Annotated in this window: 14 protein-coding genes; 10 read left to right on the top strand and 4 right to left on the bottom strand. The window is 55.8% G+C overall.

Annotated features, from left to right (window positions below; all coding sequences use genetic code 11):
• Nucleotides 1-183: 183 nt before the first annotated feature.
• The 5 genes from GHO32_RS01865 to GHO32_RS01845 are packed head-to-tail and all read left to right on the top strand — an operon-like array spanning nucleotide 184 to nucleotide 4,362.
• Nucleotides 184-966 carry a transporter substrate-binding domain-containing protein gene (locus GHO32_RS01865; RefSeq protein WP_153333777.1) on the top strand — a complete coding sequence of 261 codons (783 nt, stop codon included), beginning with the start codon at nucleotides 184-186 and terminating at the stop codon, nucleotides 964-966.
• A 57-nt stretch (nucleotides 967-1,023) separates the two neighbouring features.
• Nucleotides 1,024-1,752 (top strand): ABC transporter permease, encoded by a 729-nt coding sequence (locus GHO32_RS01860; RefSeq protein ID WP_153327194.1) that lies wholly within the window; start codon nucleotides 1,024-1,026, stop codon nucleotides 1,750-1,752.
• The gene (locus tag GHO32_RS01855) at nucleotides 1,749-2,459 is read left to right on the top strand and encodes an ABC transporter permease (RefSeq protein WP_153333775.1); all 711 of its coding nucleotides are present in this window, start codon (nucleotides 1,749-1,751) and stop codon (nucleotides 2,457-2,459) included. The genes GHO32_RS01860 and GHO32_RS01855 overlap by 4 nt, the downstream gene beginning before the upstream one ends.
• 9 nt (nucleotides 2,460-2,468) lie before the next feature.
• Nucleotides 2,469-3,590 (top strand): succinylglutamate desuccinylase/aspartoacylase family protein, encoded by a 1,122-nt coding sequence (locus tag GHO32_RS01850; protein WP_153333773.1) that lies wholly within the window; start codon nucleotides 2,469-2,471, stop codon nucleotides 3,588-3,590.
• 7 nt (nucleotides 3,591-3,597) lie between these two features.
• On the top strand, nucleotides 3,598-4,362 hold the full coding sequence (locus GHO32_RS01845; RefSeq protein ID WP_123751907.1) for an ABC transporter ATP-binding protein: 765 nt from the start codon (nucleotides 3,598-3,600) through the stop codon (nucleotides 4,360-4,362).
• 47 nt (nucleotides 4,363-4,409) lie between these two features.
• Here the strand turns inward: GHO32_RS01845 and GHO32_RS01840 are convergent, their stop codons facing one another.
• Nucleotides 4,410-4,610 (bottom strand): hypothetical protein, encoded by a 201-nt coding sequence (locus GHO32_RS01840; RefSeq protein WP_048369432.1) that lies wholly within the window; start codon nucleotides 4,608-4,610, stop codon nucleotides 4,410-4,412.
• A gap of 92 nt (nucleotides 4,611-4,702) precedes the next feature.
• Nucleotides 4,703-5,269 (bottom strand): dCTP deaminase, encoded by a 567-nt coding sequence (dcd, locus tag GHO32_RS01835; protein WP_019411020.1) that lies wholly within the window; start codon nucleotides 5,267-5,269, stop codon nucleotides 4,703-4,705.
• A gap of 354 nt (nucleotides 5,270-5,623) precedes the next feature.
• Between dcd and GHO32_RS01830 the strand changes: the two genes are divergently transcribed.
• A complete protein-coding gene (locus GHO32_RS01830) occupies nucleotides 5,624-5,833 on the top strand; it encodes a cold-shock protein (RefSeq protein WP_002554837.1) in 210 nt (69 codons plus the stop codon).
• Nucleotides 5,834-5,987: 154 nt separating this feature from the next.
• Here GHO32_RS01830 and apbC read toward each other — a convergent pair whose 3' ends face one another.
• Nucleotides 5,988-7,082: an iron-sulfur cluster carrier protein ApbC gene (gene apbC, locus GHO32_RS01825; RefSeq protein ID WP_123751906.1), complete on the bottom strand. Its 1,095-nt coding sequence runs from the start codon at nucleotides 7,080-7,082 to the stop codon at nucleotides 5,988-5,990.
• A gap of 182 nt (nucleotides 7,083-7,264) precedes the next feature.
• Here apbC and metG point away from each other — a divergent pair, with 182 nt between their 5' ends.
• From metG to GHO32_RS01805, 4 genes are all read left to right on the top strand, one after another.
• Nucleotides 7,265-9,316 (top strand): methionine--tRNA ligase, encoded by a 2,052-nt coding sequence (gene metG, locus GHO32_RS01820; RefSeq protein ID WP_153333771.1) that lies wholly within the window; start codon nucleotides 7,265-7,267, stop codon nucleotides 9,314-9,316.
• A gap of 76 nt (nucleotides 9,317-9,392) precedes the next feature.
• A complete protein-coding gene (rsxB, locus tag GHO32_RS01815) occupies nucleotides 9,393-10,484 on the top strand; it encodes an electron transport complex subunit RsxB (protein WP_350579416.1) in 1,092 nt (363 codons plus the stop codon).
• A gap of 67 nt (nucleotides 10,485-10,551) precedes the next feature.
• Entirely contained in the window at nucleotides 10,552-11,190 is a 639-nt protein-coding gene (nth, locus tag GHO32_RS01810; RefSeq protein WP_048369428.1) for an endonuclease III, read from the top strand.
• A gap of 106 nt (nucleotides 11,191-11,296) precedes the next feature.
• Complete coding sequence (locus GHO32_RS01805; RefSeq protein WP_048369427.1) at nucleotides 11,297-11,482, top strand: PA3496 family putative envelope integrity protein; 186 nt, start codon at nucleotides 11,297-11,299, stop codon at nucleotides 11,480-11,482.
• An 88-nt stretch (nucleotides 11,483-11,570) separates the two neighbouring features.
• Here the strand turns inward: GHO32_RS01805 and GHO32_RS01800 are convergent, their stop codons facing one another.
• A complete protein-coding gene (locus GHO32_RS01800; protein WP_123751901.1) occupies nucleotides 11,571-12,197 on the bottom strand; it encodes a response regulator transcription factor in 627 nt (208 codons plus the stop codon).
• Nucleotides 12,198-12,445: the final 248 nt, after the last annotated feature.

Raw genomic sequence — 12,445 nt, 5'->3', positions numbered from 1 at the left:
AGGGGCATCATTGAACAGCGCACTGTTTTGGATCACGCCTTTTTCAGCGCGCTTTTGTAGCGCACAACCGCCGTTTTTTACTCCCTTCTCGGCTTTAAACGCCCCCTCAACCCCATGTGGTTCGGTTATTGCTTCGTCTCTGACGTCGTTACGCTCCAGCAACCGGTTATTAGGGATTGAACAATGAAAAAAGCATTTCTGGCCCTTTCTGCACTGACTTTATGCATGGCTGCGGGTTCTGTTTTGGCCAAAGAGTACAAAGAGCTGCGCTTTGGTGTAGACCCGTCTTATGCACCCTTTGAGTCCAAGGCCGCTGACGGCAGCCTGGTGGGTTTTGATATCGACTTGGGCAACGCCATTTGCGCCGAGTTGAAAGTGAAGTGCAAATGGGTCGAATCCGACTTCGACGGCATGGTGCCCGGGCTTAAAGCCAACAAATTCGACGGTGTCATCTCGTCAATGACCGTGACCCCGACCCGCGAAAAAGTCATCGACTTCTCTAACGAGCTGTTCTCCGGCCCGACATCGCTGGTGTACAAAAAAGGCTCCGGGCTGAGCGCTGATACCGCCTCGCTCAAAGGCAAAACCGTAGGCTACGAACAAGGCACCATCCAGGAAGCCTACGCCAAGGCGGTGCTGGACAAAGCCGGGGTCAAAACTCAGGCCTATGCCAACCAGGACCAAGTCTATGCCGACCTGATTTCCGGCCGTCTCGACGCCTCAGTGCAAGACATGCTGCAAGCCGAACTGGGCTTTCTGAAATCGCCACAAGGTGCCGGTTACGAAATCAGCGCAGCCATTGACGACCCTCTGCTGCCATCCAAAACCGCGGTGGGTATCAACAAAGGTAACCAAGCGCTACAAACCCTGCTGAACAAAGGTATCAAAGCGTTACACGATGATGGCACCTACGCCAAAATCCAGCAAAAGCACTTCGGCGACTTGAATCTGTACAGCGGCAAATAACGCGCTGGCACCCATGCGCGCATGGGTGCCTTTTTCAACGCCTCGGGTTCGACTGCCATGTTTGAAAACCTCGTACAGAACCTTGGACTGTCTGCCCTCAGCTTGCAGGGGTTCGGCCCCCTGCTGCTGGAAGGCACCTGGATGACCATCAAGTTATCGGTCCTGTCGCTGGCCGTGAGCGTGTTGCTCGGTCTGCTAGGCGCCAGCGCCAAACTCTCCAGCCTGCGGCTGTTGCGTCTACCGGCCCAGCTCTACACCACCCTGATTCGCGGCGTACCGGACCTGGTACTGATGCTGCTGATTTTTTATAGCCTGCAAACCTGGCTGACCAGCCTGACAGATGCCATGGATTGGGATTACATCGAAATTAACCCGTTCAGCGCAGGCGTGATCACGCTAGGGTTTATCTACGGCGCGTATTTCACCGAAACCTTTCGGGGCGCGATTCTCTCGGTGCCACGTGGCCAGGTCGAAGCGGCCACCGCCTACGGCCTGAAACGCTGGCAACGCTTTCGCTTTGTAGTCTTCCCGCAAATGATGCGCTTCGCCCTGCCAGGCATTGGCAATAACTGGATGGTGATGCTCAAGGCCACAGCCCTGGTGTCGATCATTGGCTTGGCCGATCTGGTCAAGGCAGCCCAGGATGCGGGTAAAAGCACCTATGAGCTGTTTTACTTTTTAGTGATTGCCGCACTCATCTATCTGGCAATCACCAGCGCCTCGAATGTGGTTTTGCGGCGGCTGGAACGCCGTTATGCCGTGGGCTGCCGGGAGGCCGTACGATGATCGAGTTGTTGCAGGAGTACTGGCGGCCGTTTCTGTACAGCGACGGTAACCACATTACCGGGCTGGCAATGACGCTGTGGTTGTTGAGCGCCGCGCTGATCATCGGCTTTGTGCTGTCCATACCACTGTCTATCGCCAGGGTTTCATCCAGACGCTGGATCCGTTGGCCCGTGCAGTTCTACACGTATGTGTTTCGCGGGACCCCGCTGTATATACAACTGCTGATTTGCTATACCGGGATCTACAGCATCGCCGCCGTTCGCGCCCAACCGCTGCTCAATGAGTTCTTTCGCGATGCCATGAACTGCACGGTGCTGGCCTTCGCCCTCAACACCTGCGCCTACACCACAGAGATTTTTGCTGGCGCCATTCGCAGCATGGCCCACGGCGAAATTGAAGCGGCCAAAGCGTACGGCCTCAGTGGCTGGAAGCTTTATGCCTACGTCATCATGCCCTCAGTCTTACGTCGCTCGTTGCCGTTTTACAGCAATGAGGTGATCCTGATGCTGCATTCAACCACCGTGGCCTTTACCGCAACGATCCCTGACGTGTTGAAAGTCGCAAGGGACGCTAACTCAGCGACCTTTTTGACCTTCCAGTCGTTCGGCATCGCCGCCATCATCTATTTGTGCGTGACCTTTATTTTGGTCGGTTTGTTTCGACTGGCGGAACGCCGCTGGTTGGCTTTTCTCGGCCCTGCTCACTAGGACTCAACCATGGCGCAACATCAAACCCATCCTTTGCTGGCCCCTGTTCCAGGCACCGAGAGGCAGATTCACAGCTTCCACTACGGCCCGCCCAAGCCACAGGGCAAGATCTACATTCAAGCCTCACTGCATGCCGATGAACTGCCCGGCATGCTGGTGGCCTGGCACCTGAAAAAACACTTGGCCGAGCTGGAAAGCGCCGGTCGCCTGCGCAGCGAAATCGTGGTGGTACCCGTGGCCAACCCGATCGGGCTGGAACAAGTGGTCATGGACATCCCGCTGGGGCGTTATGAGCTGGAAAGCGGGCAGAACTTCAACCGCAACTTTCTGGACTTGAGCACGCAGATCGGTGATGAAATCGAAGGGCTGCTGACCCCCGACCCTGAGCAAAACCGGCAGATCATCCGCCAGCACCTGCGCAAGGCGCTGGCCGCACAGGTGCCGGCAACCCAGCTGCAATCTCAGCGTCTGACCTTGCAAACCCTGGCGTGCGATGCGGATGTGGTACTGGACCTGCACTGCGACTTTGAAGCCGTGCCTCACCTGTACACCACGCCTGAGGCCTGGTCGCAGGTTGAGCCGTTGGCGCGCTACCTTGGAGCCCAAGCCAGCCTGCTGGCAACGGACTCGGGCGGCTTGTCGTTTGATGAGTGCTTCACCCTGCTGTGGTGGACGTTGCAGCAGCGCTTTGAGGGCAGCTTTGAGATTCCACAGGGCAGTTTCTCGGTGACCGTGGAGTTGCGCGGCCAAGGTGACGTCAGCCACGCCCTCGCCGAGCAGGATTGCCAGGCGCTGATTGATTACCTGATCACGCTCGGCGCGATTGAAGGCCAGGCCAGCCGTTTGCCTGAGCTGCTGTACCCCGCTACCCCGCTGGCCGGCGTCGAGCCCGTCGCCTCAACAGCCGGGGGCGTGCTGGTGTTTCACGTCAAACCCGGCGATTACCTGAGCGCCGGTCAATTGGTGGCGGACGTTATCGACCCTGTCAGCGACCGCCTCACCCCGGTTTACACCACCCGCGAAGGCCTCGTTTACGCCCGCTCGGTAAGGCGTATGGCCACCGCAGGCATGGTGATAGCCCATGTCGCGGGGCGTGAAGCCTATCGCAGCGGCTACCTACTCTCTGCTTGAGGTGTGCATGTACAAACTCAGCGTCGACGGCTTGCACAAACGTTATGGCGACAATGAAGTGCTCAAGGGTGTGTCGCTCAAGGCGAAAACCGGGGACGTGATCTGCCTGATTGGCGCCAGCGGCTCGGGCAAGAGCACCTTTTTGCGCTGCATCAACTTTCTCGAAACACCCAACGATGGCGCCATCAGCCTTGATGGAAAGTTGATTCGCATGATCAGCGACAAAAACGGCATGCGGGTTGCTGACGATGCTGAGTTGCAACGCCTGCGTACCCGGCTGGCCATGGTGTTTCAGCACTTCAACCTGTGGAGCCACATGACGGTGCTGGAAAACATTACCCTGGCACCGCATCGGGTGCTGGGGGTCAGTAAAAAAGACGCCGAAGAGCGAGCAAGACGTTATCTGGACAAAGTCGGCTTGCCTTCCAGAGTGGCCGATCAATACCCGGCCTTTCTGTCTGGTGGCCAGCAGCAGCGTGTTGCTATTGCCAGAGCATTGGCGATGGAACCCGAGGTGATGCTGTTCGATGAGCCGACCTCGGCACTGGACCCGGAGCTGGTGGGTGAAGTTTTAAGGGTGATTCAGGGGCTGGCCGAAGAGGGCCGGACCATGATCATGGTGACCCACGAAATGAACTTCGCTCGCAAAGTGGCGAGTCAAGTGGTGTTCCTTCACCAAGGATTGATTGAGGAACAAGGTCCGCCAAGTGACGTGCTGGACAACCCTCAGAGCGAACGTTTGCGCCAGTTTTTGAGCGGCAACTTGAAGTAACGCCTGTTCGTGTAGCTGCTGACAATGCAGCAGCTACAGACGGCTATTTACGCCACTGGGGCAGGCGGAGCTTCATCCGGCAGTGTGGGCACGCCAGGTTCGGTGGGTTGCGGGGTGTCTGGATCAGGCTGGCCGGGAATGCCACCTGCATGCAACTGGGGATACGCGAGTAGCGACCAGGCCAATAATCCAACCTGATTGGGCTCAAGGTTTGCCAGTTTGGCGCGGATACTCGGATCGATCTTCATGGGGCACTCCTGAGCGATGTCCGGTTCGCTGAGGTGCGAAACCGGAATACAGTCAATAGAGTGCTTTTTCGCTCAGAAATTCCTGCTGTTCGTCAGGTACGTGGCAAAGTCACGCCGCGCTGACCTTGGTACTTGCCGCCACGATCCTTGTACGACACTTCGCATTCTTCATCGGATTCGAAGAACAGCATCTGCGCCACACCTTCGTTTGCATAGATTTTGGCAGGCAGCGTGGTGGTGTTCGAGAACTCCAGCGTTACGTGGCCTTCCCACTCTGGCTCAAGCGGCGTCACGTTAACGATGATGCCGCAACGTGCGTAGGTGCTTTTACCCAGGCAAATGGTCAGCACGTTGCGTGGAATACGGAAGTATTCAACGGTGCGCGCCAGGGCGAAGGAGTTGGGCGGGATGATGCACACATCGCTGGTGACATCGACAAAGCTGCCTTCATCGAAGTTTTTCGGATCAACGGTGGCCGAATTGATGTTGGTGAACACCTTGAATTCATTGGCACAGCGCACGTCATAACCGTAGCTCGACACGCCGTAAGAAATCAGACGATCAGCCCCTTCGCCGCGCACCTGACGCTCAACGAAAGGTTCGATCATGCCGTGCTCTTGCGCCATGCGGCGAATCCACTTGTCTGATTTGATGCTCATGGCGGGGGTGTCCTGAATAGCGAGGTGGAAAAATTCTGTTCGGCATCTTACCGGGGCCGGGGTTTCGGTTCAAAGGCTGGGGGGAAATTCTTGAAAATAGCTGTAGGCGCACTGAATACAGGCTGTACGGGCAACCATCAGTCACGTTTTTCGAGAAACCTTCGCAAAGACCCTTTGCACGTTCCGGAAAAAGGGGTAAGGTGGCGCCACTGTGCTGCTTGTGTCACTGAGAATCTCTACACGATATGTTGAATTTCGATCCAACCATCTCCAAGAATTTTTCCTGCTCTTTGCACTCAGTCTCGGCCAGGGCTCTTCCTGCGTCGCAGTTATCTTTGTTCAAGGAGTTACACCATGTCTAATCGCCAAACTGGTACCGTTAAGTGGTTCAACGATGAAAAAGGCTTCGGCTTCATCACTCCACAATCCGGTGACGACCTGTTTGTTCACTTCAAAGCAATCCAATCCGACGGCTTCAAGAGCCTGAAAGAAGGCCAACAGGTTTCTTTCATCGCTACTCGCGGTCAGAAAGGCATGCAAGCTGAGGAAGTTCAAGTTATCTAACTTGTACTGATTCAGTAAAAAACCCCGCCCTTAAAAGCGGGGTTTTTTTATGCCTGTCGTTTAAAGACCTTGTAGGAGCGAGCTTGCCTCGCGATCTTTTGATCATTTAAAAAGATCGCGAGGCAAGCTCGCTCCTACAGGGGTTTACGGGGTATCAGTCGTCGCTGGTGGTAATGGTCGGCATGGCCTGGGTGGCGGCTTCGCTCAGAACAATCCGTGCACCGACGTGTCGGGCCAGTTCTTGGTAGATCAAGGCTATCGGGCTATTGGGGTCGGCAATCGCGGTCGGCTTGCCGTTATCAGCCTGCTCGCGGATTTCCATCGCCAGCGGCAATGAAGCCAGAACTTCCACGCCATATTGGGTCGCCAGTTTCTCGCCACCACCTTCACCGAACAAATGCTCTGCGTGACCGCAGTTCGAGCAAATGTGCACAGCCATGTTCTCTACAACGCCCAGGACCGGAATGTTCACCTTACGGAACATTTCGACACCCTTGCGCGCGTCGAGCAAGGCCAGGTCTTGCGGCGTCGTCACAATCACAGAACCCGCCACCGGGACTTTCTGTGCCAAGGTCAACTGGATATCGCCCGTGCCGGGCGGCATGTCGATCACCAGGTAATCGAGGTCATTCCAGGCGGTTTGGGTCACCAACTGCAACAGGGCGCCCGACACCATGGGGCCGCGCCAGACCATCGGCGTGTTGTCGTCAGTCAGAAAAGCCATCGACATGACCTCAACGCCATGCGCCTCAATCGGCACAAACCATTTCTGATCACGGATTTTCGGGCGGGTACCCTCAGCGATACCGAACATCACGCCCTGGCTTGGGCCATAAATGTCGGCGTCCAGAATCCCCACCCGCGCACCTTCACGCGCCAGCGCCAGCGCCAGATTGGCAGCCGTGGTGGATTTACCGACGCCGCCTTTGCCTGAGGCAACGGCCACAATGTTTTTCACATTGGCCAGCCCCGGGATTTGCGCCTGCGCCTTATGCGGGGCAATCACGCAAGTAATCTCAACCTTGGCCGAGGACACGCCATCCAGATTGCTAATGGCCATTTGCAGCATTTGCGCCCAGCCATTCTTGAACAGGCCGGCGGCATAACCCAGTTCGAGCTGAACATTGACATGCTCGCCCTGGACTTCAATGTGACGTACACACCCGGCGCTGACCGGATCCTGGTTCAAATATGGGTCGGTGTATTGGCGAAGGACGGCCTCCACCGCTGCGCGATTGACTGCGCTCATGGGCAACTCCCGAAAAAGGCTGAGTGAAACAAGTCGCTATCGTACCTGTAATAAATCACCTGGCGCAGGCTTTTGAACCGCTCAAAAACACCAGAAAGCATCAGATAGCCGCCCACGGGGTGAAATATATTGCCCGGCGCTTTATAGTGGCCGACCACCGTCTCATCAAGTAGCCGAGCCCCATGTCCGAGCCACGCAAGATCCTCGTCACCAGCGCCCTGCCCTATGCCAATGGTTCAATCCACCTTGGCCATATGCTTGAGTACATCCAGACCGATATGTGGGTGCGCTATCAAAAGCAACGCGGCAACCAATGCACTTATGTCTGCGCAGACGACGCCCACGGCTCGGCCATCATGTTGCGTGCCGAGAAAGAAGGCATCACACCTGAGCAACTGATCGCCAACGTGCAGGCCGAACACTGCGCCGATTTCTCCGAATTCCTCGTGGAGTTCGATAACTATCACTCGACTCACGCCGAAGAAAACCGTGAGCTGTCGAGTGCGATTTACATCAAGCTGCGCGAAGCCGGCCATATCGCCACGCGCTCGATTACTCAGTACTTCGACCCGGAAAAGAAAATGTTCCTGGCCGACCGCTTCATCAAGGGCACCTGCCCTAAATGCGGCACTGATGATCAGTACGGCGATAACTGCGAAAAATGCGGCGCAACTTACGCTCCGACGGACCTGAAAAATCCGAAGTCGGCGATTTCCGGTGCCACACCGGTTCTCAAGGATTCCCAGCACTTCTTCTTCAAGCTGCCCGACTTCGAAGCCATGCTCAAAAGCTGGACACGAAGCGGCGCACTGCAAGATGCGGTCGCAAACAAAATCGCCGAATGGCTGGATAGCGGCCTGCAAGAGTGGGACATCTCCCGCGATGCGCCGTATTTCGGTTTCGAAATCCCGGGCGAGCCAGGCAAGTACTTCTACGTCTGGCTGGACGCGCCGATCGGCTACATGGCCAGCTTCAAGAACCTGTGCGAACGCCGCCCAGAGCTGGACTTCGACGCGTACTGGAACAAAGACTCCAGCGCCGAGCTTTACCACTTCATCGGCAAGGACATCGTGAACTTCCACGCCCTGTTCTGGCCAGCTATGCTCGAAGGCGCAGGCTATCGCAAGCCTACCGCGATCAACGTTCACGGCTACTTGACCGTTAACGGTCAAAAAATGTCCAAGTCCCGTGGCACGTTCATCAAGGCGCGTACCTACCTTGATCACCTGTCGCCGGAATACCTGCGCTACTACTACGCGTCCAAATTGGGCCGTGGCGTCGATGACCTGGACTTGAACCTCGAAGACTTCGTGCAAAAGGTCAACTCTGACCTGATCGGCAAAGTGGTTAACATTGCCAGCCGTTGTGCAGGCTTCATCCACAAAGGCAATGCCGGTGTGATGGTTGAAGGCAACGCAGCGCCTGAGCTGACCGAAGCCTTCTTGGCTGCAGCACCAAGCATTGCCGATGCTTACGAAGCCCGTGACTTCGCGCGCGCCATGCGTGAAATCATGGCGCTGGCCGACCGTGCCAACGCCTGGATCGCCGAAAAGGCGCCTTGGGCCATGGCCAAGCAGGAAGGCAAGCAAGACGAAGTCCAGGCCGTGTGCGCCTTGGGCGTCAACTTGTTCCGCCAGTTGATCATCTTCCTCAAGCCGGTGTTGCCGCAGTTGGCAGCCGATGCCGAAGCGTTCCTGAATGTGTCTCCTTTGACCTGGGACGACCACAGCACCTTGGTCGCCAACCATCAGCTAAATGCCTTCAAACCGCTGATGACGCGTATCGATCCGGCGCACGTGGAAGCCATGGTCAACGCGTCCAAAGAAGACCTGATCGCCAGCCAGACCGATACCGGTACTGCTGCGCCAAAAGGCAATGGCGAGCTGACCAAAGAGCCTTTGGCAGCCGAAATCGAGTTTGACGCGTTTGCCGCTGTTGACCTGCGCGTCGCCTTGATCCTCAAGGCCGAGGCTGTCGAAGGGGCTGACAAGCTGCTGCGTCTGACCCTGGATATCGGCGACGAACAGCGCAACGTGTTCTCGGGCATCAAAAGCGCCTACCCGAACCCGGCTGAGCTGGAAGGTCGCTTGACCATGATGATTGCCAACCTTAAACCCCGCAAAATGCGTTTTGGGGTTTCTGAAGGCATGGTCATGGCGGCGGGCCCTGGCGGTGAAGAAATTTACCTGCTAAGCCCGGACAGCGGTGCCAAGCCTGGTCAACGCATCAAGTAACACGCCCTCCTCATCTGCCAGCGGCCTGCACGTCGCTGGCAGATGTTCGTTGTAGCCTCCCCTCCCGCCATGTCGGATAATCAGCGCCGTTCGTTTAACCGCCTCGCACTCATTACTCACTGCGCAGGATGACTGTCGCCCGGGCGCGGCTCGCTGTCGCTGGACTGATCACACCATGAGCCTGATTCAACGTATTGACGCCTTATTACCGCAAACCCAATGCGGAAAATGCGGGCATCCTGGCTGCAAACCCTACGCAGAAGGCATCAGCCAGGGCGAAGCCATTAACAAATGCCCCCCCGGCGGGACTGAAACCATCGCTGCGCTGGCCAACCTGTTGAGCATTCCCGTTATAGCACTCGACACCGAGCGCGGCGTGGCACCAGCCCAGGTGGCCTTTATTCGTGAAGCTGAATGCATTGGTTGCACCAAGTGCATTCAGGCCTGCCCGGTGGACGCCATATTGGGCGCCGCCAAGCTCATGCACACGGTGATTGTCGATGAATGCACCGGCTGTGACCTGTGCGTTGCGCCCTGCCCTGTCGACTGCATCGAAATGCGACCGCTACCCGCCAATGTGATCCCCATCGTCGGCGGGCTTGCACAGACGCAAGAGCAGCTCAATGCACGCACTGACAAGCGCAACCACGCCCGTAGCCGTTTCGAGCGACGTGACGAACGTCTACGACGAGATGAACAGCAACGTCAGGCAGAACGCCTGGCGCGGGCTCAACGAGCACCTGTGGCGCCTGCTGACACCCTGGCGCTTGAGCCATCGCAGACAGAGCCCTCCTTGCTCAGCGATGCAGCGCTTAAAAAAGCCAAGGTCACCCTGGCCATGGCTCGCGCCCAACTGCATAAATCGCTCAAAGCCTTTGGTCACCCGCCGACGGCCCCGCAGCAGGCACAACTGGTTGTCCTGCAAGCACAATTTGAGGCTGCCGAAAAAGGCCTGGCGCAACTGGAGGCCGCCCCGGTGATAGCGGTGCCTGCGCCCAGCAGCGGTACTGCAGATCTCAAGCGGGCAAAAATTCAGTTGGCCATGCACCGGGCAGCACTTAAAAAGGCGCAGACGCAGGCACACACCAGCGCTGAGCTCGCACTTTTGAATGACGCCGTGCTACGAGCAGAACAGACACTCAACGCTTTAGCCCCAACCAAAAGCTGATAGCTTGCCGTCACGAGATACGTTTCTCTTCGATTAACGGACTGCTCTCCAGGAAAAGTTTTTACCCATGAATGCCGCAAAGCGCCTTGAAATCTTCCGTCGGTTTCACGAAGACAATCCAGAGCCAAAAACTGAACTGGCCTACACATCGCCTTTCGAACTGCTGATAGCAGTCATTCTTTCGGCGCAGGCCACTGACGTCAGCGTGAACAAGGCCATGGCAAAATTGTTCCCGGTCGCCAATACCCCAGAAGCCATCTACGCTTTGGGGGTGGAAGGGTTGTCGGAATACATCAAGACCATTGGCCTGTACAACAGCAAGGCCAAAAACGTGATTGAAACGTGCCGCTTGCTCATCGAGCGACATGCCAGTGAGATACCCCAAACGCGGGAGGCGCTTGAAGCACTTCCAGGTGTAGGACGAAAAACAGCCAATGTGGTGCTCAACACCGCTTTCAGGCAACTGACCATGGCCGTAGATACCCATATCTTCAGGGTCAGTAACCGAACCGGAATAGCGCCAGGCAAAAATGTGGTCGAGGTTGAACAGCAATTGATCAAATTCGTGCCTAAGCCGTACCTGCTCGATGCCCATCACTGGCTCATCTTGCATGGTCGCTACGTTTGCCAGGCACGCAAGCCACGCTGCGGGAGTTGCCGCATTGAAGACTTGTGCGATTTCAAGGAAAAAACCTCCGACGATTGAGCGATAGAGGTTTTATGGGCGGATCGATTGAGAAAAACTTTTTTACCCGTAAAGCGTTTATCGCTATAAGGGGCGCCATTGAATGTCTTAGCCTGGAGTGAACTGAATGAGCACTGGCAAAGAACAACTGGAAGTAGAGGATTTTCCAACGACCGACCCGGACGACGCTGAATTGACAGAGCGCCCAGTCGAAGTCGCTAAAACCAACTTGGCTAAACGCCGTACGATAGACGCCTTGCTGGCTGAAAAAAGACTCCAGAAAGAGCTCGAAGACTATCCCTACGACTTGTAATCGTCAGCGCTTAACACCAAAAACCTCCTGCCCGGAGGCTTTTGGTGTTAAGGGGGTTGTGGAGCAAGCCGCTCCTCACCCCTGCCACTCACACCAAGCCATTTCGCTGTGCCAGCTCAATAAGATCAACCAGTGAGCGAGCATTGAGCTTGAGCAGTAGACGCGTTTTGTAGGTACTGACTGTTTTGTTGCTCAGAAACATGCCATCCGCTATTTCCTTATTACTCTTACCGCGCGCCAACTGCTGCAATACCATCATTTCTCGACCAGAGAGACGGTTCACCATATCGGCTTCACTGGCATTCCCCAAGCTTGAGCGCACTGAATGCAACGCTTGGTTAGGAAAATAACTGTAACCGGAAAGCACAGCCTTGATGGCACTTAAAAGCTCGGTTAAATCCTGCTGCTTGCATACATAACCTGCCGCACCGGCCTGCATGCAACGCATTGAAAAATGACCGGGAGCTTGTGAAGTCAGCACTAGCACCTTTATAGGAATCGCGGGTGTTGAAAGTCGCGCAATAACTTCAAGCCCGTCGAGTTTGGGAATACCAATATCCAGAATTACAATATCCGGCGCGTACTCACGCGCCATTTGCAAAGCATCCACTCCATTATCCGTCTCTGCGATAACTTCGTAGCCATGTCGTTCCATGAGCATACGCACAGCAAGACGAATTACAGGATGATCATCCACGATCAGCACTTTATTCATGGGTAATTCCAATTTTTTCGCTGTTCGAATTTTAGAGTCAGCACAATAGCCTAGTCACAACACCCTGGGCATAGTGCCCCCCCCCAAGCACCAACAACCAAAGACATTTCCTACGCACAATAAAGATTTGCCCTACGAATAAATCACTCATAAAGATCACACTCCCACCCTACCCCTCACTTAACCGACACACGAGGAAATCACACAGGCCGATCTTTATATTAAGAGTTCAATTCTAATAACTATCG

The sequence above is a fragment of the Pseudomonas sp. FSL R10-2189 genome (assembly GCF_009600325.1).
Lineage (GTDB): Bacteria > Pseudomonadota > Gammaproteobacteria > Pseudomonadales > Pseudomonadaceae > Aquipseudomonas > Aquipseudomonas helleri.
This window is presented reverse-complemented; position numbering and strand designations above follow the sequence as displayed.

What these genes read in the sequence shown, in the direction of transcription:
- GHO32_RS01865 (WP_153333777.1), top strand. Translation starts at nt 184, where the DNA reads ATGAAAAAAGCATTTCTGGCCCTTTCTGCACTGACTTTATGCATGGCT.
- GHO32_RS01860 (WP_153327194.1), top strand. Translation starts at nt 1,024, where the DNA reads ATGTTTGAAAACCTCGTACAGAACCTTGGACTGTCTGCCCTCAGCTTG.
- GHO32_RS01855 (WP_153333775.1), top strand. Translation starts at nt 1,749, where the DNA reads ATGATCGAGTTGTTGCAGGAGTACTGGCGGCCGTTTCTGTACAGCGAC.
- GHO32_RS01850 (WP_153333773.1), top strand. Translation starts at nt 2,469, where the DNA reads ATGGCGCAACATCAAACCCATCCTTTGCTGGCCCCTGTTCCAGGCACC.
- GHO32_RS01845 (WP_123751907.1), top strand. Translation starts at nt 3,598, where the DNA reads ATGTACAAACTCAGCGTCGACGGCTTGCACAAACGTTATGGCGACAAT.
- GHO32_RS01840 (WP_048369432.1), bottom strand. Translation starts at nt 4,610, where the DNA reads ATGAAGATCGATCCGAGTATCCGCGCCAAACTGGCAAACCTTGAGCCC.
- dcd (WP_019411020.1), bottom strand. Translation starts at nt 5,269, where the DNA reads ATGAGCATCAAATCAGACAAGTGGATTCGCCGCATGGCGCAAGAGCAC.
- GHO32_RS01830 (WP_002554837.1), top strand. Translation starts at nt 5,624, where the DNA reads ATGTCTAATCGCCAAACTGGTACCGTTAAGTGGTTCAACGATGAAAAA.
- apbC (WP_123751906.1), bottom strand. Translation starts at nt 7,082, where the DNA reads ATGAGCGCAGTCAATCGCGCAGCGGTGGAGGCCGTCCTTCGCCAATAC.
- metG (WP_153333771.1), top strand. Translation starts at nt 7,265, where the DNA reads ATGTCCGAGCCACGCAAGATCCTCGTCACCAGCGCCCTGCCCTATGCC.
- nth (WP_048369428.1), top strand. Translation starts at nt 10,552, where the DNA reads ATGAATGCCGCAAAGCGCCTTGAAATCTTCCGTCGGTTTCACGAAGAC.
- GHO32_RS01805 (WP_048369427.1), top strand. Translation starts at nt 11,297, where the DNA reads ATGAGCACTGGCAAAGAACAACTGGAAGTAGAGGATTTTCCAACGACC.
- GHO32_RS01800 (WP_123751901.1), bottom strand. Translation starts at nt 12,197, where the DNA reads ATGAATAAAGTGCTGATCGTGGATGATCATCCTGTAATTCGTCTTGCT.